The following is a 23,430-nucleotide window of genomic DNA, read 5'->3' as shown; positions in this document are numbered from 1 at the left end:
GATATTATCCCAAAGTTTTGAGATTCACCATGAGCCAAGTGGCGATCGCCAATCTCCTTGAAACCTTTGAACGGTTTGGCATTAACCTCGGTTTAACGCGCATTACCCAACTATTGGCGAACCTTGGTCATCCAGAGCGCCAAGTACCGATTCTCCATGTGGCAGGCACCAATGGGAAAGGGTCGGTCTGTGCCTATTTGTCTTCCATTTTGGCGGCGGCAGGCTATCGGGTCGGGCGGTTTACGTCACCCCATTTGGTGGACTGGACAGAACGCATTTGTTTGAATAATCAGCCGATTACGTCCGAGCGGTTATTGACGGTTTTGGAAAAGGTGAAAGCAGCCATTGATCCGACCCAAGAAACACCGACCCAATTTGAGGTGATTACGGCGGCAGGATTTTTGTATTTCGCCCAGGAACAGGTGGATATTGCGGTGATTGAAGTGGGTTTGGGGGGACGCTTGGACTCGACGAATGTTTGCGATCGCCCCCTCGTTTCTGTCATTACCTCCATCGGCATGGATCACTGGCAGCGCTTAGGTAACAGCTTAGATAAAATTGCTGGGGAGAAAGCGGGCATTTTAAAACAAGATTGTCCGGCTGTGATTGGGGCAGTGCCGGAGATCGCGGCGAAAGTGATTCGTGAAAAAATTAGTGAGTTAAATTGTCCAGCCACCTGGATTCAACCCGCCCAAGCCATTCATCCCCCTTCAGGAGAAGGACAGAGGAGGATAGCGAAATACAATGATTTTGAATATTTTTTGCCGCTTTTAGGGGATATTCAACTTCATAATTCGGCGATCGCCATTGAAACTATTTATGCGTTGCGCAAACAAGGTTGGCAAATTTCCGATCAACAATTGCGCGACGGTATTGCTAAAACCCGCTGGGCTGGACGTATTGAATGGCACCAATGGCAGGGGCAAAAAATCCTCATTGATGGCGCTCATAATGGTGTGGCAGCGGCGGAATTACGCAAATATGTAGACACCCTCCCCCAACCCGTCACTTGGGTCATGGGAATGCTCTCCACCAAGGATCACCAAAATGTCCTCCAAGCCCTCCTGCGAGACGGGGATCACTTGCATCTCGTACCAGTGGGGGGCCATAGCAGCGCCGATCCCCAGAGTTTAGCAATGTTGGCCCAGGTGATTTGTTCGGCCCTCGCATCCTGTCAAACCCATGAAACCTTATCTGAAGCCCTTGATCAGGCGATCGCCACCCCCCACACTAGGGTGTTATGTGGTTCGTTGTATCTTTTGGGAGAATTTCTAAGTTATGCAGCCAAAATTTAAAACCCGTAAAGCCTGGAATCAGGCCGAAATGCTGCTCCAACCGGCCTTTATTCGGGTCGTCGATAATTTCCGTGCTCAATTAGAAGATTCCCCCTGGACTGGGGAGTACGAAGATATTCAAGACCCCTACCCTGGCTACGTTTTGCGCCTGAAGAAAGACCACATCGAAACGACGGTTAATATCTGGGATCTCTGTTACCAGATCTGTTTTGTTGCCTATCCCACCGCAGCCCTCGTGGAAAATGGCTGCACCGTGGAAATCGATGAAACCCTGTTCGAGGCGTCTGGGGCCGTGGATTGGCAAAAACTGGAAGCGAAAACCCAACAGTTGATCCACAATATGTTTGAGCAATTTGATCACTTAGGGGGGTAGTCATTGATGGTTACGCAAGCGCAGATTCACGGGGGATTATTGGGGCTTTGTGTGGGGGATGCCCTGGGCGTGCCTGTGGAATTTTCTGAGCGCAGCACTCGACAGCGGGATCCTGTGACAACGATGCGGGGCTATGGCACCTACAATCAACCCCCCGGTACCTGGTCGGATGATAGTTCCCTCACTTTTTGTCTGGCCGAGGCGATCGCCGAAGTGGGTCTGGGCGAAGAACTCCCCGAACATCTGGGTCGTAAGATGGGTCTTTGGCTCAAGGAAGCTTACTGGACACCCCACGGCGAAACCTTTGATGTGGGCAACACGACCGCCGCCGCAATTCATCAAATTTTAGCGGGTATCAATCCCCTGGAAGCAGGTGGGATCGGGGAGCGGAGTAATGGCAACGGCTCCTTAATGCGTATTTTGCCCCTCGCCTTTTGTGGTGAGCGACTGCCCTACGCCGATCTTTTGGATCTCGTGCACAACATTTCCTATCTGACCCACCGTCATCCCCGTTCCCTCATTGCCTGCGGCATTTATATTTCCATTGCCCTGGAACTGTTACACGGAAAAAGTATTGAAATTGCCTACCAGCAAGGGATACAACGGGCCGAAGAGTTTTATCGCGATTCCATTTACAAGCCGGAACTCAGCCACTACCAGCGGCTTTTGGCAGCAGATTTCGCCACACTTCCCAGGGAAAGCATTGCAGCGAGCGGTTATGTCGTCCATGCCCTCGAAGCCGCCCTTTGGTGTTGTTTAAACCATGATAACTATCAGGATACGGTGCTCGCGGCGGTGAATTTGGGGGACGACACCGATACCACAGCGGCGATCGCCGGCGGTTTAGCCGGACTTTACTACGGCCTCGACAATATTCCCCCTGACTGGCTGGCGCAAATTCCCCGGCGGGATGACATTCTCCAGTTAGGCGATCGCCTCTTCACAGCTATCCGCTGACCGAGCAGGGGCAAGCAGTCCATTTTCTTTAATGTAAAGTTAAATTAATTCTTCTCCATTAACAAACCCTTGAATCAAGCGCATCGGCACTTTGTATCAAGTGTCACATTTTTTTAGGGGCGGGACTTTTACACTGCAAAGCTTAAACACGACTTAAACTTTTAAGCTTCTTTCCTCCCACACACTATCCCAAAGCCCCTTGAGAAAATCGCATTAACCATGAGTAATCTCGGAAGACGTAAATTTATTCTCTACAGTTCCGCCGCCCTCGGTTCCAGTATTCTCCTCAAAGCCTGCGGCCAACCCACAGAAACCCCTGATACCCCCGATAGTGGCAGCACAACCTCAACCCCCAGTGGTGACACGATCAAAGTTGGCATTCTCCACTCCCTCAGTGGCACCATGGCCATTAGTGAAACCACCGTGGTCGAAGCCGAACAACTCGCCATCAAAGAAATTAATGCCGCCGGTGGCATCGATGGCAAACAAATCGAAGCCATTGTCGAAGATGGTGCCTCCGACTGGGATGTCTTCAAAGAAAAAGCCGAAAAACTCATTGACCAAGATGGTGTCGCCGTCGTCTTTGGCTGCTGGACGTCTGCCAGCCGAAAAGCGGTTAAAGATGTCTTTGAAGCAAAAGACCACATGCTGTTCTACCCTGTCCAGTACGAAGGCCAGGAATGCTCGAAGAATATCTTCTACACTGGGGCCGCCCCGAACCAACAAATCGAGCCCGCTGTGGATTGGCTCCTCGAAAATAAGGGCACAGAATTTTTCCTCGTGGGTTCTGACTATGTATTCCCCAGAACTGCGAACACCATTATCAAAGCCCAGTTAGAAGCCAAAGGTGGCACCACGGTCGGCGAAGACTATCTGCCCCTAGGTAATACTGAAGTGACGCCGATTATCACCAAAATCAAAGCAGCGCTTCCCAACGGCGGCGTGATTTTCAATAGCTTGAACGGTGACAGTAACGTTGCGTTCTTTAAGCAAATTCGTGATGCGGGCCTCACCCCGGAGCAATATCCGGTCATGTCGGTGTCGATCGCCGAAGAAGAAGTTCGTCAGATTGGCCCCGAATACCTCACGGGTCACTATGCGTCTTGGAACTACTTCCAAACCGTAGAAACCCCCGAAAATGAAAAGTGGGTGGCAGACTTTAAAGCAGAGTACGGTGAAGACCGGGTGACCAATGACCCCATGGAAGCGGCATACATCATGGTCTACATCTGGAAGCAGGCGGTAGAAGCGGCGATCGCCAATGGGGCGACCGATGCCTATGACCTCGAAGCTGTACGGAGTGCCGCCATTGGTCAAGAATTTGCGGCTCCCGAAGGCCCAGTGACGATGAATGTTAACCACCACCTCTCAAAGACCGTGCGCATCGGTCAGGTACGGGAAGATGGGATGTTCGATATCGTCTGGGAAACCGACGGCCCCATCGCCCCCCAAGCCTGGAACCAGTATGTTGAATCCACCAAAGGATTTGCCTGTGACTGGAGCGACCCCACAAAGGGTGAAAAATATGCCATCTAGGGCCTAAAACCCAGATGTTTTCCGGGAAAGCTGGGATTCCGCCCTACAGAATCCGGCTTTCTCGCGGTTTTATTGCGCGTATTGTGGTGGGTTTGCCCTGTGACAGAACTTTTAATCGGTATTTTTAACGGAGTCAGCATTGGCTCTGTGCTTTTGGTTTCGGCCTTGGGTTTGGCGATCGCCTTTGGTTTGATGGGGGTGATCAACCTGGCCCACGGCGAATTAATGATGCTGGGCGCCTACACAACCTTCGTGGTTCAAAATGTATTCCGGGGGTTTGGGGAACCTTTTTTTAATCTCTACATTATCTTTGCGATTCCCCTGGCTTTTTTTGTCGCCGCCGCAGTGGGCTTTGGCCTGGAGCGGGGCGTGATCCGCTATCTCTATGGCCGTCCCCTAGAAACCCTCTTGGCCACCTGGGGGGTTAGCCTGATTTTGCAGCAGTTTGTCCGCAGTGTGAACTGGGCGATCGCCTTCGGGGTCATTGCCTTTCTGCTCAAAGATGTGCTCCGCTGGGCTGTGCTCCAAGCTTTAAATCTCGCCAAGATCCAATCTGCGACCCTAAAAACGTGGCTGGATAAATTAAACGTGGTTGCCGCCTTTGCCCTTGGTTTTGGGGTAATTTTCGCGGTCAATCTGACGAAAAATGACGCCCTCACAAAGCCGTGGTTTAGTGCCCGAAATGTGGATGTGACTGCGCCGCAATGGCTCCAGGGGGGACTTTCCCTGGGTTCCGCCCAACTGCCCTACAGCCGCATTTTTATCATCGTCTTGACCCTGATCTGTCTGGGGGCGATGTACTGGTTTTTGAACAAATCCAACTGGGGCCTCCGAATCCGTGCCGTCACCCAAAACCGCGAAATGAGTTCTTGTTTAGGGATTCCCACCGCCCGCGTGGATGCCTTGACCTTTGCCCTGGGGTCTGGTCTAGCTGGCATTGCCGGGGTGGCGATCGCCCTGTTGGGTTCCGTCGGGCCAAATACCGGCCAAAACTACATCGTAGACGCCTTTATGGTGGTTGTTGTGGGGGGCGTTGGTAATTTGCTCGGCACCATTTTGGCGGCCCTCGGTTTGGGGATTATCAACTATCTCATCGGTTCTGGCACATTTGTTACCGTTTTTACCTCCCTCCAAGCCCCACAATTTCTCTTGGATTTGGCCACTTTTTTTGCCACCACCAGTATGGCGAAGGTGATGACCTTTGTGATTATTATCGGCTTCCTCCAGTTCCGGCCTGCGGGTCTCTTCCCGCCGAAAGGCAGAACCGCAGAACTATAAGCCCTTGTTCCGATAGCCCAGCCCATAAACAGCACAATGAATGTAGGTTTAACCCGACGTGACCAGCGCAAACAACAGCGCACCAAACTTCTCATTGAGGGAGCAATCATCCTTGCTCTGGTGATCATTACGATGGTCGTCTTGCCCTTGATTTTGCCGGAATTTCGCCTCAAACTCGTGGGGCGTTTTCTCTCCATGGCGATCGTCGCCCTGGGGATCGACCTCATTTGGGGCTACACTGGCTTGCTTAGTCTTGGCCAAGGGATTTTCTTTGCCCTCGGTGGCTATGCCCTGGCGATGCACCTCAGTTTGCAACTGCCTGATGGTGCCATTCCCGAATTTTTTATGCTCTATGGCGTCGAAAAATTACCCCTCTTTTGGCAGCCTTTTTACTCGCTACCCCTGACTCTGATTGCTATGGTGCTGGTGCCGGGGATCGTTGCGGGGATTTTGGGCTATCTCGTCTTTCGCAATCGCATTAAGGGGGTTTATTTTTCGATCATCACCCAGGCGGCCTTGTTGGTCTTTTTCAATTTTTTCAATGGTCAGCAAAAACTGATCAACGGCACCAATGGTCTCAAAACAGATACCGCCGTTTTCCTAGGGCAACGGGTCGGGGATTCAGGGATTCAGTTGCTGTTTTATGAAACAACGATTGTGGCCTTGCTGTTGGTTTATCTCCTTTGTCGCTGGCTAACGAGTGGTCGCTTTGGCCGGATGTTGATCGCCATTCGGGATGATGAAACGCGAGTGCGGTTTACGGGCTACGATCCCACCTGGTTTAAGGTCGTTGTTTTTGCGATCGCCGGGGCGATCGCCGGAATTTCCGGCGCCCTTTATACGGTGCAAAGTGGGATTATCACGCCGAACTACATGGAAGTGGCCTTTTCCATTGAGATGGTGATCTCCGTGGCAGTGGGGGGCCGGGCGACCCTGATCGGCGCAATTATTGGCACGATTTTGGTCAATTTTGCCCGCATTTATTTGAGTGAAAGCTTCCCAGAAATTTGGCTGTTTTTCCAAGGGGCGCTGTTTTTAATCGTGGTGACGGTGCTTCCCGACGGCATTGTGGGCTGGGTGCGGGACGTTCTCTGGGTCAAGGTGGCCCGTCTGTTGGGGATCGGACAACCAGTGAGTTATCCGGCGATCGCCGACGATCCCGATGTGCAAAATATCCAAGAAGACCAATTAGTGACAAAGGAGTAGGGCGAGGCCATGGAAAATATCTTGGAAATTGAGAATTTGACCGTCAACTTCGATGGCTTTAAAGCCCTCAATAACCTCACCTTCCGCATGGGAAAAGGGGAGCTACGGGTGATCATTGGCCCCAATGGTGCGGGGAAAACTACGTTTTTAGATGTAATCACCGGCAAGGTTAAACCCACCACAGGCAAAGTCAAATTTAAAGGCAAAACCATCAGCGGTCTCCCGGAACATAAAGTGGCCCGCCTCGGCATTGGTCGCAAATTTCAAACGCCTCGGGTCTACCAAAATTTAACGGTACGCGAAAACCTAGACCTCGCCTGTAATCGCCACAAAAACGTTTTACCGACTCTTTTTGGGGGAACCAAGGCCACGGAAAGAACCCAAACCCTAAGTCTTTTAGAAACCATTGGCCTCACCGAAAAAGCCGATATTCAAGCGGCCTGGCTAGCCCATGGGGAAAAACAGCGTTTAGAAATTGGCATGCTCGTGGCCCAGTCCCCGGATCTGTTGCTGGTGGACGAACCCGTGGCGGGCTTGACCGATGAGGAAACGGAAAATGTCGGTAATTTACTCCTCGCCCTCGCCGAAAGCCATTCCCTGATCGTGATCGAACATGATATGGAGTTTGTGCGCCAGATTGCGCGGCAAGTAACGGTACTGCACCAGGGTTCTGTGCTCTGTGAAGGCAACATGAATCAGGTACAAAACGACCCCAAAGTGATTGAGGTTTATCTGGGGGAAGCGCCCACCGTCACCCCGGAGCAAATGAACCTGATTCGCATCGCTGCGAGTATGGCCTGGGCCGATGGCAACTTTGCCCCAGAGCAGAAACAGGTGATCCTCAGTCGCCTGAGTGAGCAATTTACCAACGACAGTCAGCACCAGGCGCAACTGCAAGGGGAACTGGAAAATTATCTGGCAAGCAATCTGCCCCTAGAGCAGTTGACAGATACCCTAACCACGGAAAACGAAAAAATTACCGCCCTAAAGCTCAGTTATGAGGTCATTCGGGCCAATGGGGTCAATGAACTAGAGAGCATTGTCTACCAGCAACTCCTGGGGCAATTGGGGCTTCCTCTGGAGATGGTGCGGGAAATCGAGGCCGAGATTGATCAAGTCTATGGTGGCTAGGGAGATGGCGATCGCCTTGGGGCCAAAAGCACCAAAGCAATCTGTTAAGATCCCAGGCTAAACCTTCAGTGAATGCGGCGACCCATGGCTTGGCAAGAAAAACTCACGGCACTGCAACATTTTTTCGAGGCAACGGAACGGGCTTTAATTGCCTATTCTGGGGGCATTGACAGCACTCTGGTGGCCAAGGTAGCCCACGATGTTTTGGACGATCGCGCCGTGGCGATGACTGCCGTTTCGCCATCCCTGTTACCGGAAGAACTCGAAGCGGCGATCGCCCAGGCGAAAACCATTGGCATTGTCCACGAACAGGTGGAAACCCACGAAATGGACAACCCTAATTACGTCAGTAATCCGGCCAACCGCTGCTATTTTTGCAAAAGCGAACTCCACGACACCCTCAAACCCCTGGCCCTAGAGCGGGGCTATCCCTACGTGATTGACGGGGTCAATGCCGATGATCTCCAGGACTATCGTCCGGGGATTCAAGCGGCGAAGGAACGGGGGGCGCGATCGCCTTTGGCAGAAGTGGGGATCACCAAATTAGAAGTGCGGGAAATTTCCAAACAGTTGGGATTGCCCTGGTGGGATAAACCCGCGCAACCCTGTCTCAGTTCCCGGTTTCCCTATGGTGAACTGATCACCACCGAAAAACTCCGGCGGGTCGGTCGTTGTGAAGTTTATCTACGGCGTTTGGGCTGGCGATCGTTGCGGGTTCGTTCCCAAGGTGACACGGCTCGCATTGAGTTGCCCCCCGAACAAATTCGCGATTTTGTCGTCCAGGTAGATCTCGATGCCCTGGTTAAAACGTTCCAAGGCTATGGGTTTCTGTACGTCACCCTAGACCTAGAGGGTTACCGCAGTGGCAAGCTGAATCAAGTCCTCGATCCCCAAACCCGGTCTGCCCAACAATATTCGGGGTCAAATCCCGCTATGATCAAGTCCACCTAGTCCTGTTGTCCAAAAGCACTATGATCCATTCCCGGCAATTTTATTCTGTAGCGGCGATCGCCCTTTGTTTTGGTTCCCTCCTGGTGAGCTGTAATCCCAATCCCAACGGCACCACCCCCAGCAGCGAAACGACCACCATTAGCGCCGATGTCAATAATCGTTTGGCCCTGGGCACCACCGCCAAACCCCGCACCATCGATCCCGCCGATAGCTACGAAATTGCCGGTTTAAATATCATCTACAACGTCACCGAAAGTCTCTACACCTACGAAATCGGTACCACGGAGATCAAACCCCTCCTGGCCGCAGATCTGCCCACCATTAGCGACGATGGCCTCACCTATACGATTCCCCTGCGGGAGGGCGTCACTTTCCACGATGGCGAACCTTTTAACGCGGCGGCGATGAAATTTTCTTTAGATCGCTTCATGGAAAACAAAGGGAAACCTTCCTTTTTACTAGGGGACATCATCGAGAATATCGAAGCGACCGGGGAATATGAACTGACCATTACCCTCAAGCAACCCTTTGCTGCGTTTCCTGCATTATTGGCCTTTGCTGGGGCTAGTGCTGTTTCCCCCGCGGCCTACGAAATCGGCGAAGGTGCCTTTAACCCCAGTCAACTGGTGGGCACTGGCCCCTACAAGCTAACGGCCTTTACGAGCGACACCATTACCCTCGACCGCAATGACGATTACTGGGGCGAGACCGCGAAGAATGCCGGGGTTGATATCCAAATTTTTAATAGTAATGCCGCCAATTTATTTAATGCGCTCCAGACGGGGGCTGTGGATATCGCCTACCAATCCCTGGAGCCAGAACAAGTGAGTAATCTCCTCCGGGAGGCAGAAAGCGGCGAAATTCAAGCCCTAGAAGCAGAGGGGACAGCGGTGAATTTTATGGTGCTAAACCGTAACCAAGCCCCCCTCGATCAGCTCGAAGTCCGCCAGGCGATCGCCGCTCTCCTCGACCGCAACCTGATCAACGAACGGGTGCTTAATGGTCAGGCTGATCCGCTCTATAGTTTGATTCCGACTTCTTTTCCGGCTTCGCAGCCCTTGTTCCAAACCACCTATGGTGATGCCAACATTGAACAGGCCAAAACCCTCCTCACCGAAGCGGGCTTTACCCCAGAAAATCCGGCTGTAATTCCCCTGTGGTATCCGTCCGGCTCCACCACCCGTGGCATTATCGCCACAACCCTCAGGGAATATGCCAACCGCGAACTGGAAGGCTTGTTGCAATTTGAGCCCAGCAGCGTCGAGGGAGCGACTTTTTTCCAGAATATTGCCCAGGGGATTTATCCGGCGGCCCTAGGGAACTGGTACCCAGACTTTTTAGATGCGGATAATTACATTCATCCCCTTTTAAATTGTGAAGTGGGATCGCCAGAAACGGGCTGTGAATCGGGGGGCGCCCAAAATCAAGGGTCTTTTTATTGGAATGAAGCGATGAACCAATTAATTGATGCCCAACGGACAGAAACTGACCCAACAAAACGCCTCGAAATTTTTACGCAAATCCAAGAACAAATGGTGGCAGATGTGCCCTATATCCCCATTTGGCAAGGGAAAGAATATGTTTTTGCCCAGGCTAATATTCAAGGTTTAGCAGTAAACCCAAGCCAAAGTTTACCCCTCTGGCTGGTGGAAAAGTAGCCAAAAGATCGCCGCTATGATTCTCCAAAAAAGACTAAGCTTTGTTCTCCTCATCGGGGAGTTCAAGGCTTTTGCGGGTACTTTTGAGGGTTTTCCAAAGGTTTTTTATTTCTTGATAGGCTTGCTGTGATGAAATTTTGCCGTTCGTTTCTAAGTTGCAGATAAAATTTACCCGCTGGGCAAACTCCTGTAGGTTGGCATTAAAGAGGACTTTCTCCATTTTGAATTCGCCTCGGTAGCTCTCAATGGGAAATAGAAATTTTTCTTTTTCGGATTCAGACATGGCGATCGCCTTAGGTAACTCCAATGAGGTTTGAATCAATACAAAACACCAAGAGACGCCTCTAGTGTAACGAAAGAATTTCTTCAGGGGAGGTGACAATTGCTGCTTTTTTGAAAATTGCCCATCTCCCATCGCCACAAAAAAAGGTAAAGCTAAGCCTTACCTCGAAAAAAAATATAAAAATAATCGCTAAATTGTCTTAACTCTTGGGGCCGAGACCAGTCACTACCAACTGGATTTGACCACACCGGGGAGCAAGCCTTGGTGAGCCCAATCCCGGAGGACGTTGCGGCACAGACCAAAGTCACGGTAGTAGCTGCGGGGTCTGCCAGTAATTTGGCAACGGTTGCGCATCCGGGTCGGAGAGCTGTTGCGGGGAAGATTCTGGATTTTGCGGTGGATTTCGAGTTTTTCGAGGGGATCAGCTGCGTTGTTGAAAGCTTCCTTAAGGGCAGCTCTTTTTGCGGCGTATTTTGCCACCATGCGAGCACGTTTCTTGTCGCGCTCAATCATTGATTTCTTGGCCATGAAATTTAGTCTAAAAATTCTATATAAAGACAGCATTTTCTATCATAGCTTAAATGGCCAAAATTCCTAATCCCTAAGGCTAAATTTACTGGGCTACCGTTGGGTAATCGGCCGGCGATCGCCTAGAATGAAAGGCCTGTTATTTGTGGCAATTTGCAGACATCTATGGCGATCGCACCGGAGCCCACCTTGGGTTTAGCACTCCACACCACAACCCCCCAGTTAGGGCTGAGTTTACGGAACTTGGTCACAGGGGAACAACGCACGGCCCTGTGGGAACTAGGACGGGATCTATCGGCCCAACTCCATTGCTATCTCCAGGAGTTTATCCAGCCCCATGCTTGGCAAGACATCGCTTTTTTAGGGGTGGCAAAGGGGCCTGGTGGCTTTACGGGCACTCGGTTAGGTGTTGTCACGGCCCGCACCCTCGCTCAACAGTTGAGCATACCCCTCTATGGCATCTCGACCTTAGCGGCGATCGCGCAGCGATCCACGACGGGGTGCGCTTTTCAGAACCGAGAAAATTGTCTGGGTCAAACGGTGGCTGTGGCTTTGCCAGCGCGACGGGGCGCGGTATTTGGAGCGATCTATCAAATCACTGCGACAGGGGTGATCGCCCTCGTGCCGGATCAGTTATTTACCCCCACAGCCTGGGCAGATTGTCAGGGCAATTTTCCTGATTTGCAGGTGATCGATCCTCCAGAAACGATTGGTGATACTGTGACTGAAGTTTTAAGCCTTGCCCAATCCCAATGGCAAGCAGACCCCCAGGGGCCTTGGGGCGCGGTTGTACCGTTCTATGGGCAACATCCCGTTTATCAGTAATGTGTCACAAAGCAGCTCATCTAATTATCTTCACCCGCTACCCGGTGCCGGGCCAGACAAAAACCCGTTTAATTCCCGCTTTAGGGGCGGAGGGGGCCGCAACACTACAACGCCACCTGACGGAACATACCCTGAAAACCGTAGAAGTTTTGAAAAATATCGAGATTTCGATTTACTTTTCCGGTGGTACAACGACCCAAATGGCGGCCTGGCTGGGGGAACAGTGGCATTATCAAGCGCAACAGGGCCAAGATTTAGGCGATCGCCTGATTCATGCTTTTCAAACCAGTGAGCAACAGGGTTATGACAAAACCGTGGTGATTGGTATCGACTGTCCAGGCATTACCGATGAAATTCTCGCAGCGGCCTTTGACAAATTAGATGCGGCTGAAGTTGTCCTTGGCCCAGCAGTGGACGGTGGTTATTATCTGATTGGTCTGCGCCAAAATATTGCTGCTCTCTTTACAAAAATGCCCTGGGGTACAGCTCAAGTTTTCTCGGAAACTGAGGCCCGCTGCCAGCAGTTAAATCTAAGCCTTGCCTTACTGCCAATACTCCAGGACATTGACGACCCCGCCGATCTCAGGGTTTGGGACAACCTTAAAAACACTCCTAAAAAAGCTGCTGAATAATTCGCTTGGCTTGGTTGCCATAGCCTCCACCAAACAAATTGAAGTGATTGAGTACGTGATAGAGGTTGTACAAATCGCGGCGATCGCCATAGCCAGAATCTAGGGGCCAAGCCTCGTTATAGCCCTGGTAAAAACGTCCCGGAAAGCCACCAAATAGTTCTGTCATCGCAATATCCACTTCGCGATCGCCATAGTAGGCCGCTGGGTCAAAAATAATCGGTTCTCCCTGGGCCGTCACTGCGGCATTCCCTGACCAAAGATCCCCATGGACGAGGGAGGGTTGGGGCTGATGATCCCGCAAAATTCTTCGTACTCCTTCAATGATCCGCTGTGGCTCCGGAAAATCGCCCCCTTTTCGCCTCGCAAGACGCAGTTGATAACCAAGGCGTTGTTCCGCCCAAAATTCAGCCCAATTGCTTTGCCAGTCATTCATTTGGGGCGTAGAACCAATGGTGTTGGGGCGATCCCAGCCAAATTTTTCCGCCGTACCCCGACGGTGAAGTTCTGCGAGGTGGCGGCCCATAGCTTGCCAAGCCTCACCACTACCACCACCAAGGTCGATCCATTCCAGGACGATATAACTATTACTCTCGGTTTCCCCCCAACAGATGGGCTTTGGAACACGGATAGTTTGGGTTGCGCCCATTTGCTGGAGGGCCAAGGCTTCTGCGGCGAACATTGCCGTCTGATTCGGACGATTCAGCTTCACAAAGTACCGCTGGCCAGAGCCTGCCAAACAGTAGCCCTGATTAATACAGCCGCCCCCCACGGAACGCTGCTGTTCGAGGGTGAACGGTTGGCCCGTGGTTGCCGCAATGTGCTCGGCAATGGCCCCTAGGGAAGTACGCATCGCAATACCTCAATTCGTCGGCGGAGTCTATCTCCAGCTTAGGCGATCGCCTTTTGTAACGGAAAGCCCAATTCTTCCCGTTGGGCAAGGTAAAGGTGGGCCACCTGGCGGGCCATGTGACGAATCCGCCCAATGTAACGGGTACGTTCGGCCACGGCAATCACTCCCCGCGCATCGAGTAAATTAAAGGTGTGGGAACATTTCAGCACATAATCAAGGCTCGGCATCACCAACCCTTTCTCAATCAGTTGTTGGGCTTCTGCTTCGTAGAGCGAAAATAGCTGAAACAACATTTCCGGATTAGACGCTTCAAAATTGTAGGTGCATTGCTCAATTTCACTTTGCAGGAAAATATCTCCGTAGCTGGTGGTCTCATTCCAGCGGATCTTGGTGATCGCATCCACTTCCTGGAGGTACATTGCCAGGCGTTCTAGGCCGTAGGTGATTTCAATACAAACCGGGCGACAGTCAAGGCCACCACATTGTTGAAAGTAGGTAAATTGGGTGATTTCCATGCCATCAAGCCACACTTCCCAGCCCACGCCCCAGGCACCGAGGGTCGGCGACTCCCAGTTATCTTCTACAAAGCGGATATCGTGATCTTCCGGCTGAATCCCTAGGGCTTTGAGGGAGTCTAAATAAATCTCTTGAATGTTGTCCGGTGACGGTTTGATGATCACCTGGTACTGGAAATAATGCTGTACCCGGTTGGGGTTTTCACCGTAGCGGCCATCGGTAGGGCGACGGCAAGGTTCGACATAGGCAACAGACCAAGGTTCAGGGCCAATCGCCCGCAAAAAAGTGTGATGGTTCATGGTGCCGGCCCCTTTTTCGGTGTCGTAGGGCTGGGCAATTAGACAACCACGATCCTGCCAAAATTGATTGAGGGTGGCGATGATTTCTTGAAAATTTAACGACACGCTATTTTGCCTCGAACACTTGCTAGGAAATGGACAGAATATAGATTTTGTTCCCTAATGAAGATATCACAAGACTTCTACCCCTGTGGCGTCCTGGTTTCAGGGAAGCGGCTTCGCAACCACGACAAAAATCCCCATTATGAATAGCGCCGGGGCACACACAGAAAATGGGGATTACCAGGGGGAATAATTCAGAAGCTAGTGGCTAAAGCTAAAGATGGGCATCAGGGTTTTTTTTGACCCAGAGTCATCAAAAATAGTGAGCTCTTTGGGGGTACGACACCGTTGTAGGTTTACGTCGATGTTTTGGGCGCCTTCGTTGGTAAGGTCTTCGAGGAAACCGGGCTGGGCGGCGATCGCCTCTTTGCGACTGAGGTAAGGACCAAAGTAGTAGGTACACTCCGGTTGCTCAGTGGTAATTTCAAGCCAATAGGCACGGCCAATGGTCTCGAAGAGCTTGAGCAAAAGTTCTTTCATATCTGTCCCTGTGGTGGTGAAGTTTGAGGTATGGGTCTACTGGAAAAATACTTGTTGTTGAAGATAGCTTGTCTGGATCCAAACCAACAACTCTTGTTTTATCCCGAAAGCGCTCACTTTGCATACTGCCTTAGGGGGTATCCGGGAGGGTGATTTGCACCTGGCGTACAAGCTTTTGTCGGTACACTTCATATAAGGCGATCGCCGCAGCGACGGAAGCGTTTAGGCTAGGGGTTTTCCCGGTCATCGGAATTGCAACCAGTTCATCACAATGCTTTTGCGTCAACAAACTAAGACCTTGTCCTTCCGAACCGATAACTAATCCTATCGCACCTTCAAATTTGATATTGTGTAAGGCTTTACTGGTTCCGGCGGCAGTGCCATAAATCCAGAAACCAGCTTCCTTGAGTTCTTCCATGGCCCGACTAAGATTGACCACTCGCGCGACCGGGAAATGTTCAAGGGCACCAGCGGCCACCTTCATCACCGTTGAGGTTACCCCCACCGCCCGCCGTTGGGGAATAATCATCCCTTGGGCACCAATGGCTTCGGCAGTACGAATAATCGCCCCCAAATTATGGGGATCGGTGATGCCGTCGGCAATCACAACCACGGGGGATTCTGTTTTGGCCTTCGCTTGCTCAATGAGATCCGGCAACTCCATATATTCATAGGGAGCCGTCTGCACAGCGATGCCCTGGTGGACGCCCCGGTTGGTCAGATAGTCTAGGCGGGACATACTCACTTCGTCGATGACCGTGCCTTGGTTCTTAGCGGCCTGGAGGAGGGTATGGAAACGATTGGCGTGGCGCAGGCGGGAGGTGACCCAAATTCGGTTGAGGGGACGTTCGCTCTCCAGCACTGATAACACCGCATGTTTGCCGTAGATCAAGTCATTATCTTCTTCTGGGGTGACTGCTTCGGCAACTTCCTCTGGGGCGGTTTGGGGCGTGAGTTCAGGCGCATCTTGGGGGATGAATTCTGGCCCTTGGCTACGCTGGGGTTTGGGACGGTCTGTAATGGGGCGTCTTTTATTCGGGCCAGCACCTTGGCTGCTGCGTTTATCAAAACGTTTAAAGGAGCGCTCTCCTCCTTCGTCTCGTCGGGAAAATTGACCCTTGCGACGGGGGGCTGGGCGATCGCCCCGTTCAAATTTACCGCCATCTTCGCGGCGATCAGAACGTCGATCCCGATCAAAGGAAGAAGCTTTTCCAGACTTTTTGCTCGGCTTGCGGTCTCTTCCCCCGGCGGCTCTACCGTATTTTTTACCCGAATCGGATCGATGTGGCTTGTTCATAAAAAATCAGTCTTTGGTCGTTCAGATGTATTAACTTGTCAAGGAAAATCAGTTGCAGGGGCTGGGGCGATCGCCTAGGTATGACTCCGGTTATTTAAAATCAACAAAGTCACCTTTTTCAGCCAACCGTTAAATCAACACAAACATATTTTGTCTTACCTCAGGCGGGGCGCTCCCTAGGGGAAAAAGCCCCAACGAAACACAAAAGAGAGTCGATCATATCAGACCCCAGACCGTTCTTGGGGTAAATAGGTAAATAATTCGGCCAAACGCTGTGGGTTTGTGAGATAGAGATATCCGACTAGAGCTTCAAAGCCCGTGGCCTGCCGATAAATAGCTAAGCTCAGACGCCTTGGTTTTCCGGTGGCTGCATTGCGCCCCCGGCGAACAATGTCCTGTTCTAGCTCGCTTAAATGGGGTTCTAGGAGAGTTAAATATTGGGCTTGGGTTTCTGCCCGCACCTCCGCCACCACCTTACCGTGGTAATCCGCGATGCGACAGGGGGGCAACAAAAAATAACAGCGGCTGTAGAGTTCATAAACAGCATCCCCCACATAGGCTAAGGACGCGGGGGATAATTGTCGGAGCTGATCAGCGGTAATGTCAGGGACAAACAATGGTTTTCTCGTCCCTATTTTTTCTCGTCTAGGTGGGCGATCGCCTCATCAATGGAGTTTCGTAGAGACAAAAACTTCTCTAGGCGAACTAACTTCACCGTTTGGGTTACCCGTGGATTGGTCACCACTTGCATCGTTCCCCCAGCATTTTGGGTGTGTTTTACCAACTGCACCAGGGCACCGATACCAGAACTATCCACAAAATCAATTTGGGCTAGGGAGAGGATAATATCGTGGGGGCCTTCATTAATGCGGTTTTTGATGGCTGTACTAAACACAGGCTCGGAAAAAGCATCCAATAACCCAGTTAATCGGAAAATTTGATATTTGTTATCGATGACTTCGTAAGTTCCTCTCAAACTTACAGTCAGATTTAGCGGTTCAGGAATAGTCCTCTCCTCCTCAAACTGAACGGATATGCAACGCTAATTTTAGCTCATTGCGACTGCGGGCAGAATAAGGGACGAAAAACAGTACAACAAACTACAGATTTTTTTCTGCATTATCGCCCCCAGTGTCTGTTTAAAATTCATCCCAGCCTGTAATTCCCGATGACATCACGTAGCTGGTCACCCCGGCCTCAAAGAAGTTGGCTTTGGTGTTACCTTCTTTTTTTGTGTCTGAGAATCGTTCGAGGTGACGGTAGGGGCTTTTCTTGTATTGATCCCCTTTGTACAACGGTTCGAGGCCGATGGCTTGAAGACGAATATTCGCTAAATACTTGGTGTAAATCTCGGTGCTTTGTTCTGTAATGCCGAGGATATCGTTACCGACAATGTGGTTTGTCCATTGGCATTCGTACTGTACAGCCCGTTCCACCATTTCATAGATGTGATCGACAGAGTGATCAAAGGTGGCCATGGCCTCTGGGATCAGCTTTTGGAATAGGCGCACGTGACTGAGTTCGTCCCGGTTAATCATCTTAAAGATATCCGCAGAACCGGGCATCAACATCCGCGAGGCGAGGTTATAGAAGAACACAAAACCATTGTAAAAATACAGCCCTTCTAGCAAATAGTCGGCGACGAGGGTCGTGAAATAGTTTTCTGGGGTGGGATTGTCAATGTAGCGTTGGTAGTTGCTGGCAATGTACTCACAGCGATCGCGTAAGACTTTATCCGTACGCCAAAAATCATAGACGGCACTGCGGCGATCGCTAGGGATGATCGTCTCAATCATGTATTGATAGGACTGGTTGTGCATTCCTTCCTGGGAAATTTGCTCGGCAATGCAGAGGCTAATTTCTGGGGCTGTAATCGAGCTTTTGATGTGAGGAAGATTACAGGTTTGGACAGAATCGAGGAAGGTCAGGTAACTGAGAATGCCGTCAAAGGCGCGGCGTTCTGAATCTGTCAGGTTGTGGTAGTCGGTGACATCCTGGGTAATGTCCAGCTTCTGGGGAATCCAAAAGTTTTCGCGCATCTGTTGGTACAGTCCCACCGCCCAAGGGTAGCGAACGTCGTTCAGTTGCATCAGGTTGGTAGTTTCTCCGAACCAAATGGAACGGTGGGCGATATCGTCATTCCCATCAGGATTAAAGATGGGATTGGTGGGCATCCGGTCAAGGAGAGATTGTTGCATAGTGGCTGGGGCCGCGTAGAGGATACAAATCTTAAAAGGTCTTAGTTTAGTTTAAAAGAGTTTGCTGAGAGATACCACACCAGTGATGGGTGTAGTTGGAATGATTGTCCCCCAGAAAGCACTATTTGTAGTCTGATTGCAATTTTTGTTTTTTTTCTGGGCGAGCAGATAAAAAAGCCTCCCAAGGAACTGAGAGGCATCAGGTTGAATTTTACAAGGGGACAAGCTTTAGGATTCAGATTCGGATTCGGAAGGATTCGGTTGATTAAACATCGGCGCAATAAAGGCCACGATCGCCCCCATCATGAAGCCGAGGATATTGCGGAGTAAGGGTAACCAGTCAGAGGTGCGGGTGACAACGGGGCCAACCCCAAAGGCGAGAAAGAGGATGCCCCAGAGAGGAGACATGATTAAGGCCCACTGCCAGGCAAAGGCTTGACCTTCCTTGCGGGGAATGGCAGCAAAGCCACAGATAACGCCCCCAACAACGGAACTAATGAGGGTGAGTAACCACTGTTCACGGGGTAAGCCAGGTACAACGATACAGCCGCCTTCTTTGGTGACACAGACTTTAACGGTTTCTAGGGCATCGGCGATCGCCTGATTTTCGCCATGTTCACGGACGTAATACATATTGCCGAAGCGGGTCTGGAGTTCGATCCAGAAGGTGCGGGGCATCAGCTCATAAACATCATCACCAATGCTAAAGGCCAAGAGGTTACCCCCCCGGCCATCGGCAACGAGCAAAATACTTTTATCATCGAGACCCCAGTATTCCTTTACGGCCCGTCCGGGACTGCGGTCAAATTGGGTTAAGACACGCATTTTCCAGCCCGTTTCTGCTTCAAAATTGTTCAGATCCGTCACGAGATTTTCTTCCTGGAGCTGGGGGAGGAAGTTCGCCAAATCCACGACCGGCGTTTCATAATCGGGGAGCAGTTCAGGGTTGTTAACGGCGAAGGCAGCGGGGGCGATCGCCCAGGTCATCACCGCCAAACAGACCGCGAAAAGACTACGGAGCAGGGGACGAGGCAAGAAATGATTCATAGAAATTTCTGAAAATAAAGAAGCCAGCAGGGGCCGCTAATTATGAAAATTAATCGCGTTTTTATTACGGCTTGTTACTTTATTTTAAGTATTTTAAGATTTTTCTCAATGCTTTTTCGGGATTTACCTGGATTACACGAGCAATTGACCGCTCAAATGCTGGAGGTGACGCAGGGCTGGATGGTCGATCTGGAGAGCGTTTAAGGAAAAATCAACTCCCTGAATTGCTTGGAACGGAATCAAGCCCACGACGCTGTTACTGTAGGCGATCGCCTCGAAGGTTTGGATCAGATCAATGTCCCAAGGAATTTCCTGGACGGGGAGTTGCTGATTTTGCAATTGCCCTAGGAGGTGCGATCGCATCACCCCAGGCAAAATTCCCCCCAGGGGCGGCGTGTACCAAGTGCCTTGTTTAAAACCCCATAAATTTCCGGTGGCGGTTTCGAGCCAGTGGCCGCTGGGAGCTTGCAGAATTGCTTCTCCTGTCCCCAAGGCGATCGCCCGTTGACGGGCCTGCCACGCACTGAGGTAATTCCCTGTTTTAAAATCCGCCTGGGGTCTCTGGAAATAGGGGTCTTGGGCCAACCAACCTTGGATTCCCTGCTGTTGATGTTGGGCTAAATGTTCCGGCAGTGGACGACCGAGGATCAGTTCACGGCCATCATGGAGGATTGTCACCCGCACCACGGGGGCAACGGTGGCCACTTTTTGGGCGCCCTGGTTAATGCGCTCCCAATCAGGTGCTGGCCATTGCAAAGTTTTGATGCTGTGGCGGAGGCGATCGCCATGGTGAGACCACAGACTGCGGGGATCCGTGAGGGAATTTTGGTGAACCCGGAGGGTCGTAAAGAGGGTCGCCCCAAATAAAAAACTCGGATCACTAACCGGGAGAGTCAGTTCTGTCCCCTCGTACCAAGCCCCCGCGTACCAATAGCCCATGACCATAAGATTCTAAAATTTCTATCACACCATACTTCAAACTGCTTTTACCTGGCGGAGAGCGTTAAACAGGATTTTCCGGCGCCGTTTGGGATTGTACCCGGCGCAGCAACCAATCGAAGCGGGTGGTAGCGACATTGAGATTTTCTTGAATCATGCTGGGCACAGCTTCGGTAGCGCGACTTTGATTAAACACGAAATCTTTATCCTCGCCGAGGTGACGCACCGTATTCCGAAGACGACTCGCTAAAAAGGTGGCGATCGCCCGATTAAATCGCGCCGAAAAGCCAATATCTTGATTCAGGCGGTCGGAAATTTTGTCTTGGGATACGGCCAATAATAAGCATTCACCGCAGGTTTTGACACTGGCACTGGGTAACTGCTGATCAATGAAAGACAGTTCCCCAAAAACTTCCCCACTCTGGAGCACCGCAATATCCTTTGTCACTCCCATGAGGTCAATGAAAACCGATACCGAGCCATCGAGGAGAATGTAAAAATTTTCCAGGGGTTGATTTTCCTGGATTAAAACTGTTTGCGGCGGAATTTTGGCAATCTTACCGGCAGTGATAAGCCAGTCAATATCATCATCATTTAATTCTCCAAACAGAAATAATACTTTCTGCATTGCCAATGTCCTTTAGCACGAATGGTGCGGTCTGTGGTTATTTTACCCCGGATCTCCAAGGGACTTAGACCGCTGCGGCGATGTGTAACAAGATTTTTTGATTGGGTTACCGTGTCACTATCCGGATTTCAGTCTCCCCACAATTGATCCGAAAGGGAGTTGGAGGAACTTTATAGCCGTGACCGGAGGGTGAACTGATAATCGCCACCTGGTTCCAGACGATAATCACTCTGCTCCAAAAATCGGCCCAGGGGTTCGTAAATTAAGGCGCGGCCGAGGGTCGGATGTACCCGCAATTTTCCCTGGCGGAAATGCCACTGAAATTCCCATTGATAGGAACCCGCTTGCACTTCGCCAATGATTTTGCCCTGCTGCCAGGACTGTTGCAAAATTCGCACATGGGCCGGGGTTTCAGGCACAACAACAACCTTAATCTGGTGCTAAATAACGTTCCCTATTGTGGAAGTTTTTACCGCAAAATGCACCATCATTTCAGCATTTCATGGCAAAATTGCCCCACTTCTTGCTGCTACCAGGGTAAAGACTCACCATCCCAGTTAAAAAATTTCCCCGTATCCTGGGGATGCAGATTGGCGATCACTTGGCGCAATTGGCTCACTGTCCGCGTGGGTGAAAATAGCTTTTCGAGGGGGACATTTTTCTGGAAAGGCTGGGAGAGATCGGTAGCCGTTGTCCCTGGGTGCAGGGCCGCCACAATGATATTTGGGGCAACGCGACTCCATTCAATAGCGATATTTTTCAAAAACATATTCAAGGCAGCTTTCGAGGCACGGTAGCCATACCATCCCCCTAGGCGATTGTCTTCGATGCTGCCGACTTTAGCGGAAATAGCAGCAAAAATTGCGGGTTCTGGGTGACGAAGGAAGGGGAGGAGATGTTTGGCCCAGAGGACGGCACCGATGGCATTGACTTGAAAATAGGTCAGTAAATTTTCTGTTTGGATATGGCGGAGACTTTTTTCCGGTTGGAGGGTTTGGTGATGCAGAAGACCGACGCAATAGATTACTTCATCAAGGCGAGAGGTTTGGGCTTTGAGGGTGGCGATCGCCGCTGTGATCTGCGCTTCCTGGGTCACATCCACGGGGATTAGTTGGAGTCGATCAGGGTAGCGCTCCTGTAACGCCAGGAGATCGGCGGAGGGCTGGCGGTAGGTGCCATAGACCCGCTGATACAGATCTGAGACGAGGTATTGCCGGACAAATTCTAGACCGATGCCGCGACCAGCACCAATAACAAGGGCTTCCATTATGGACGACTCACCTCCGCAGTATTTAAGGTCTGACTGGGAGCCGCAGGGTTTTTGGGAGCCTCTAGGGTGGGGGGACGTAGGGCAAGGTATAAAGCAGCACCAAGGGGAGGGGTAAAGGCGATCGCCCACAACAACCAGTTTTGATCCCCAAGGCCACGGCGGGCTAAATCATCTTTAATTAGGGTCGGGAACAGAATCGCCAGCAGACAAAAATCTAAGCTCATCACGTGGATAAAGCGATCGCCCCAAAATCTGGTGCCAAAATCACCCCAATCCCCCGCACTGAATCCGTAAATCAGGAGTCCTAGCAGCGCAACCAAACAAAACAAGCCCAACAGTCGCGAATCCTGCCACCGGAGCCACCAGTTTTTTCGCCCCGTAAAGGTGGGATTATCGCGCCGCAACGCTAAATAGGGCAGCAACGCAAACGCACCGAGGAAAAAACTGCCTGTCGCAAAGACCCAAGCGGGTAACTTTTGGCGATCGCCATCGAGAAACAAGAGCGCCCCATACATGACCGGGAAAATACCCATGATGTTAAACAGGGCAATGATCAACGGGTTGATGCCGTCCCACTGTCCACCGGATAAAGCGGTAATCAGCTCTAGGGTTTCCGATTGGTTGGGGGGCGCACCCAAAAAGGCATACAACACAAAGGCAAGCCACAGGGAACCAAGGAAAATCGAGCGGGCCATAGCGAGTGAACTCCTAGGGACAGGGAAGAATAATAAATGGCGTCATTGAAACAACTACAGGGTGCGGAGGTAACTCAACAGATCCGCCATTTCCTGGGGGGCCGGCTGGAATTTCGGCATGGGGGGTGTTTTCCCGCTGATGACCTGTTGAATCAAACGCACGTCGGATTTTCGCTGGGCGACGGCCCGTAAACTTGGCCCCACGTTGCCATCCGCCTGGGGGCCGTGACAGCCAGCACAATTAATTTGAAAAATGGCATTGCCCCGCAGTTCATCCCCTTGGAGCGCTAAAACCTGTTGAATGTAGGGGTCACTGGCCTGGGTACTGTACACACCAAAGATCCCCAGGGCAGCAATGGCCAGCACTAGGATGATTACGAAGAGGAGCTTCGAAAAATTTGGGACGGAAAGCTCAGAAGAATTAGCCACGGGGTTTGCTGTAGAGGAGATACAACT

26 protein-coding genes and 1 pseudogene are annotated in these 23,430 nt (G+C 51.2%); 11 read left to right on the top strand and 16 right to left on the bottom strand.

Annotation, left to right across the window (positions count from 1 at the left end):
* Positions 1–29 precede the first annotated feature (29 nt).
* The 9 genes and pseudogenes from FEK30_RS06085 (at position 30) to FEK30_RS06045 (ending at position 10,385) form a co-directional block, all read left to right on the top strand.
* Entirely contained in the window at positions 30–1,295 is a 1,266-nt protein-coding gene (locus tag FEK30_RS06085) for a bifunctional folylpolyglutamate synthase/dihydrofolate synthase (protein WP_138072357.1), read from the top strand.
* Positions 1,279–1,668 (top strand): hypothetical protein, encoded by a 390-nt coding sequence (locus FEK30_RS06080; RefSeq protein ID WP_138072355.1) that lies wholly within the window; start codon positions 1,279–1,281, stop codon positions 1,666–1,668. Before FEK30_RS06085 ends, FEK30_RS06080 begins: the two co-directional genes overlap by 17 nt.
* A gap of 6 nt (positions 1,669–1,674) precedes the next feature.
* A complete protein-coding gene (locus tag FEK30_RS06075; RefSeq protein WP_138072353.1) occupies positions 1,675–2,625 on the top strand; it encodes an ADP-ribosylglycohydrolase family protein in 951 nt (316 codons plus the stop codon).
* A gap of 219 nt (positions 2,626–2,844) precedes the next feature.
* Positions 2,845–4,161: an urea ABC transporter substrate-binding protein gene (urtA, locus tag FEK30_RS06070; protein WP_012306032.1), complete on the top strand. Its 1,317-nt coding sequence runs from the start codon at positions 2,845–2,847 to the stop codon at positions 4,159–4,161.
* A gap of 99 nt (positions 4,162–4,260) precedes the next feature.
* Entirely contained in the window at positions 4,261–5,439 is a 1,179-nt protein-coding gene (locus FEK30_RS06065) for an ABC transporter permease (RefSeq protein ID WP_138072351.1), read from the top strand.
* Positions 5,440–5,475: 36 nt separating this feature from the next.
* On the top strand, positions 5,476–6,645 hold the full coding sequence (gene urtC, locus FEK30_RS06060; protein ID WP_138072349.1) for an urea ABC transporter permease subunit UrtC: 1,170 nt from the start codon (positions 5,476–5,478) through the stop codon (positions 6,643–6,645).
* Positions 6,646–6,654: 9 nt separating this feature from the next.
* Positions 6,655–7,389, top strand: a pseudogene (gene urtD, locus FEK30_RS06055) (urea ABC transporter ATP-binding protein UrtD); the annotation flags it as partial.
* A gap of 471 nt (positions 7,390–7,860) precedes the next feature.
* Entirely contained in the window at positions 7,861–8,727 is an 867-nt protein-coding gene (larE, locus tag FEK30_RS06050; RefSeq protein WP_138072347.1) for an ATP-dependent sacrificial sulfur transferase LarE, read from the top strand.
* 20 nt (positions 8,728–8,747) lie between these two features.
* Complete coding sequence (locus FEK30_RS06045) at positions 8,748–10,385, top strand: ABC transporter substrate-binding protein (protein ID WP_168191123.1); 1,638 nt, start codon at positions 8,748–8,750, stop codon at positions 10,383–10,385.
* Positions 10,386–10,419: 34 nt separating this feature from the next.
* Here FEK30_RS06045 and FEK30_RS06040 read toward each other — a convergent pair whose 3' ends face one another.
* Together FEK30_RS06040 and rpsN are read right to left on the bottom strand one after the other, a co-directional pair.
* On the bottom strand, positions 10,420–10,668 hold the full coding sequence (locus FEK30_RS06040; protein WP_062432061.1) for a DUF7219 family protein: 249 nt from the start codon (positions 10,666–10,668) through the stop codon (positions 10,420–10,422).
* Positions 10,669–10,893: 225 nt separating this feature from the next.
* The gene (rpsN, locus tag FEK30_RS06035) at positions 10,894–11,196 is read right to left on the bottom strand and encodes a 30S ribosomal protein S14 (RefSeq protein ID WP_012306025.1); all 303 of its coding nucleotides are present in this window, start codon (positions 11,194–11,196) and stop codon (positions 10,894–10,896) included.
* Positions 11,197–11,361: 165 nt separating this feature from the next.
* Here rpsN and tsaB point away from each other — a divergent pair, with 165 nt between their 5' ends.
* Complete coding sequence (gene tsaB, locus FEK30_RS06030) at positions 11,362–12,021, top strand: tRNA (adenosine(37)-N6)-threonylcarbamoyltransferase complex dimerization subunit type 1 TsaB (protein WP_030006162.1); 660 nt, start codon at positions 11,362–11,364, stop codon at positions 12,019–12,021.
* Positions 11,949–12,653, top strand: coding sequence for a TIGR04282 family arsenosugar biosynthesis glycosyltransferase (locus FEK30_RS06025; protein WP_255447977.1), 705 nt, complete (start codon positions 11,949–11,951; stop codon positions 12,651–12,653). Before tsaB ends, FEK30_RS06025 begins: the two co-directional genes overlap by 73 nt.
* Here FEK30_RS06025 and FEK30_RS06020 read toward each other — a convergent pair.
* From FEK30_RS06020 to FEK30_RS05955, 14 genes are all read right to left on the bottom strand, one after another.
* The gene (locus tag FEK30_RS06020; RefSeq protein WP_065710017.1) at positions 12,634–13,503 is read right to left on the bottom strand and encodes a fructosamine kinase family protein; all 870 of its coding nucleotides are present in this window, start codon (positions 13,501–13,503) and stop codon (positions 12,634–12,636) included. The genes FEK30_RS06025 and FEK30_RS06020 overlap by 20 nt on opposite strands.
* Positions 13,504–13,541: 38 nt before the next feature.
* Entirely contained in the window at positions 13,542–14,423 is an 882-nt protein-coding gene (gene glyQ, locus FEK30_RS06015) for a glycine--tRNA ligase subunit alpha (protein ID WP_099240188.1), read from the bottom strand.
* 198 nt (positions 14,424–14,621) lie between these two features.
* Complete coding sequence (locus FEK30_RS06010; RefSeq protein ID WP_062432053.1) at positions 14,622–14,900, bottom strand: DUF1816 domain-containing protein; 279 nt, start codon at positions 14,898–14,900, stop codon at positions 14,622–14,624.
* A gap of 130 nt (positions 14,901–15,030) precedes the next feature.
* Positions 15,031–15,876, bottom strand: coding sequence for a 23S rRNA (guanosine(2251)-2'-O)-methyltransferase RlmB (gene rlmB, locus FEK30_RS06005; protein WP_315862712.1), 846 nt, complete (start codon positions 15,874–15,876; stop codon positions 15,031–15,033).
* A gap of 542 nt (positions 15,877–16,418) precedes the next feature.
* Entirely contained in the window at positions 16,419–16,814 is a 396-nt protein-coding gene (locus FEK30_RS06000) for a Mini-ribonuclease 3 (RefSeq protein WP_030006156.1), read from the bottom strand.
* A gap of 14 nt (positions 16,815–16,828) precedes the next feature.
* On the bottom strand, positions 16,829–17,185 hold the full coding sequence (locus FEK30_RS05995) for an STAS domain-containing protein (RefSeq protein WP_041443323.1): 357 nt from the start codon (positions 17,183–17,185) through the stop codon (positions 16,829–16,831).
* A gap of 151 nt (positions 17,186–17,336) precedes the next feature.
* On the bottom strand, positions 17,337–18,395 hold the full coding sequence (locus FEK30_RS05990) for a ribonucleotide-diphosphate reductase subunit beta (protein WP_012306016.1): 1,059 nt from the start codon (positions 18,393–18,395) through the stop codon (positions 17,337–17,339).
* A 228-nt stretch (positions 18,396–18,623) separates the two neighbouring features.
* Positions 18,624–19,442 carry a TPM domain-containing protein gene (locus tag FEK30_RS05985; RefSeq protein ID WP_138072341.1) on the bottom strand — a complete coding sequence of 273 codons (819 nt, stop codon included), beginning with the start codon at positions 19,440–19,442 and terminating at the stop codon, positions 18,624–18,626.
* A 132-nt stretch (positions 19,443–19,574) separates the two neighbouring features.
* Positions 19,575–20,381 carry an aminotransferase class IV gene (locus FEK30_RS05980; protein WP_255447976.1) on the bottom strand — a complete coding sequence of 269 codons (807 nt, stop codon included), beginning with the start codon at positions 20,379–20,381 and terminating at the stop codon, positions 19,575–19,577.
* 64 nt (positions 20,382–20,445) lie between these two features.
* Positions 20,446–21,009, bottom strand: coding sequence for a cyclic nucleotide-binding domain-containing protein (locus FEK30_RS05975; RefSeq protein WP_030006152.1), 564 nt, complete (start codon positions 21,007–21,009; stop codon positions 20,446–20,448).
* A 170-nt stretch (positions 21,010–21,179) separates the two neighbouring features.
* Positions 21,180–21,428 (bottom strand): DUF3146 family protein, encoded by a 249-nt coding sequence (locus tag FEK30_RS05970; protein ID WP_012306012.1) that lies wholly within the window; start codon positions 21,426–21,428, stop codon positions 21,180–21,182.
* Between the two features lie 110 nt (positions 21,429–21,538).
* A complete protein-coding gene (locus tag FEK30_RS05965; RefSeq protein WP_138072337.1) occupies positions 21,539–22,276 on the bottom strand; it encodes an SDR family NAD(P)-dependent oxidoreductase in 738 nt (245 codons plus the stop codon).
* Entirely contained in the window at positions 22,276–22,974 is a 699-nt protein-coding gene (locus FEK30_RS05960; protein WP_138072335.1) for a DUF2834 domain-containing protein, read from the bottom strand. Before FEK30_RS05960 ends, FEK30_RS05965 begins: the two co-directional genes overlap by 1 nt.
* 54 nt (positions 22,975–23,028) lie before the next feature.
* Positions 23,029–23,403, bottom strand: coding sequence for a c-type cytochrome (locus tag FEK30_RS05955; protein WP_012306009.1), 375 nt, complete (start codon positions 23,401–23,403; stop codon positions 23,029–23,031).
* Positions 23,404–23,430: the final 27 nt, after the last annotated feature.

The sequence above is a fragment of the Picosynechococcus sp. PCC 11901 genome, assembly GCF_005577135.1.
Classification (GTDB): Bacteria; Cyanobacteriota; Cyanobacteriia; order Cyanobacteriales; family MRBY01; genus MRBY01.
This window is presented reverse-complemented; position numbering and strand designations above follow the sequence as displayed.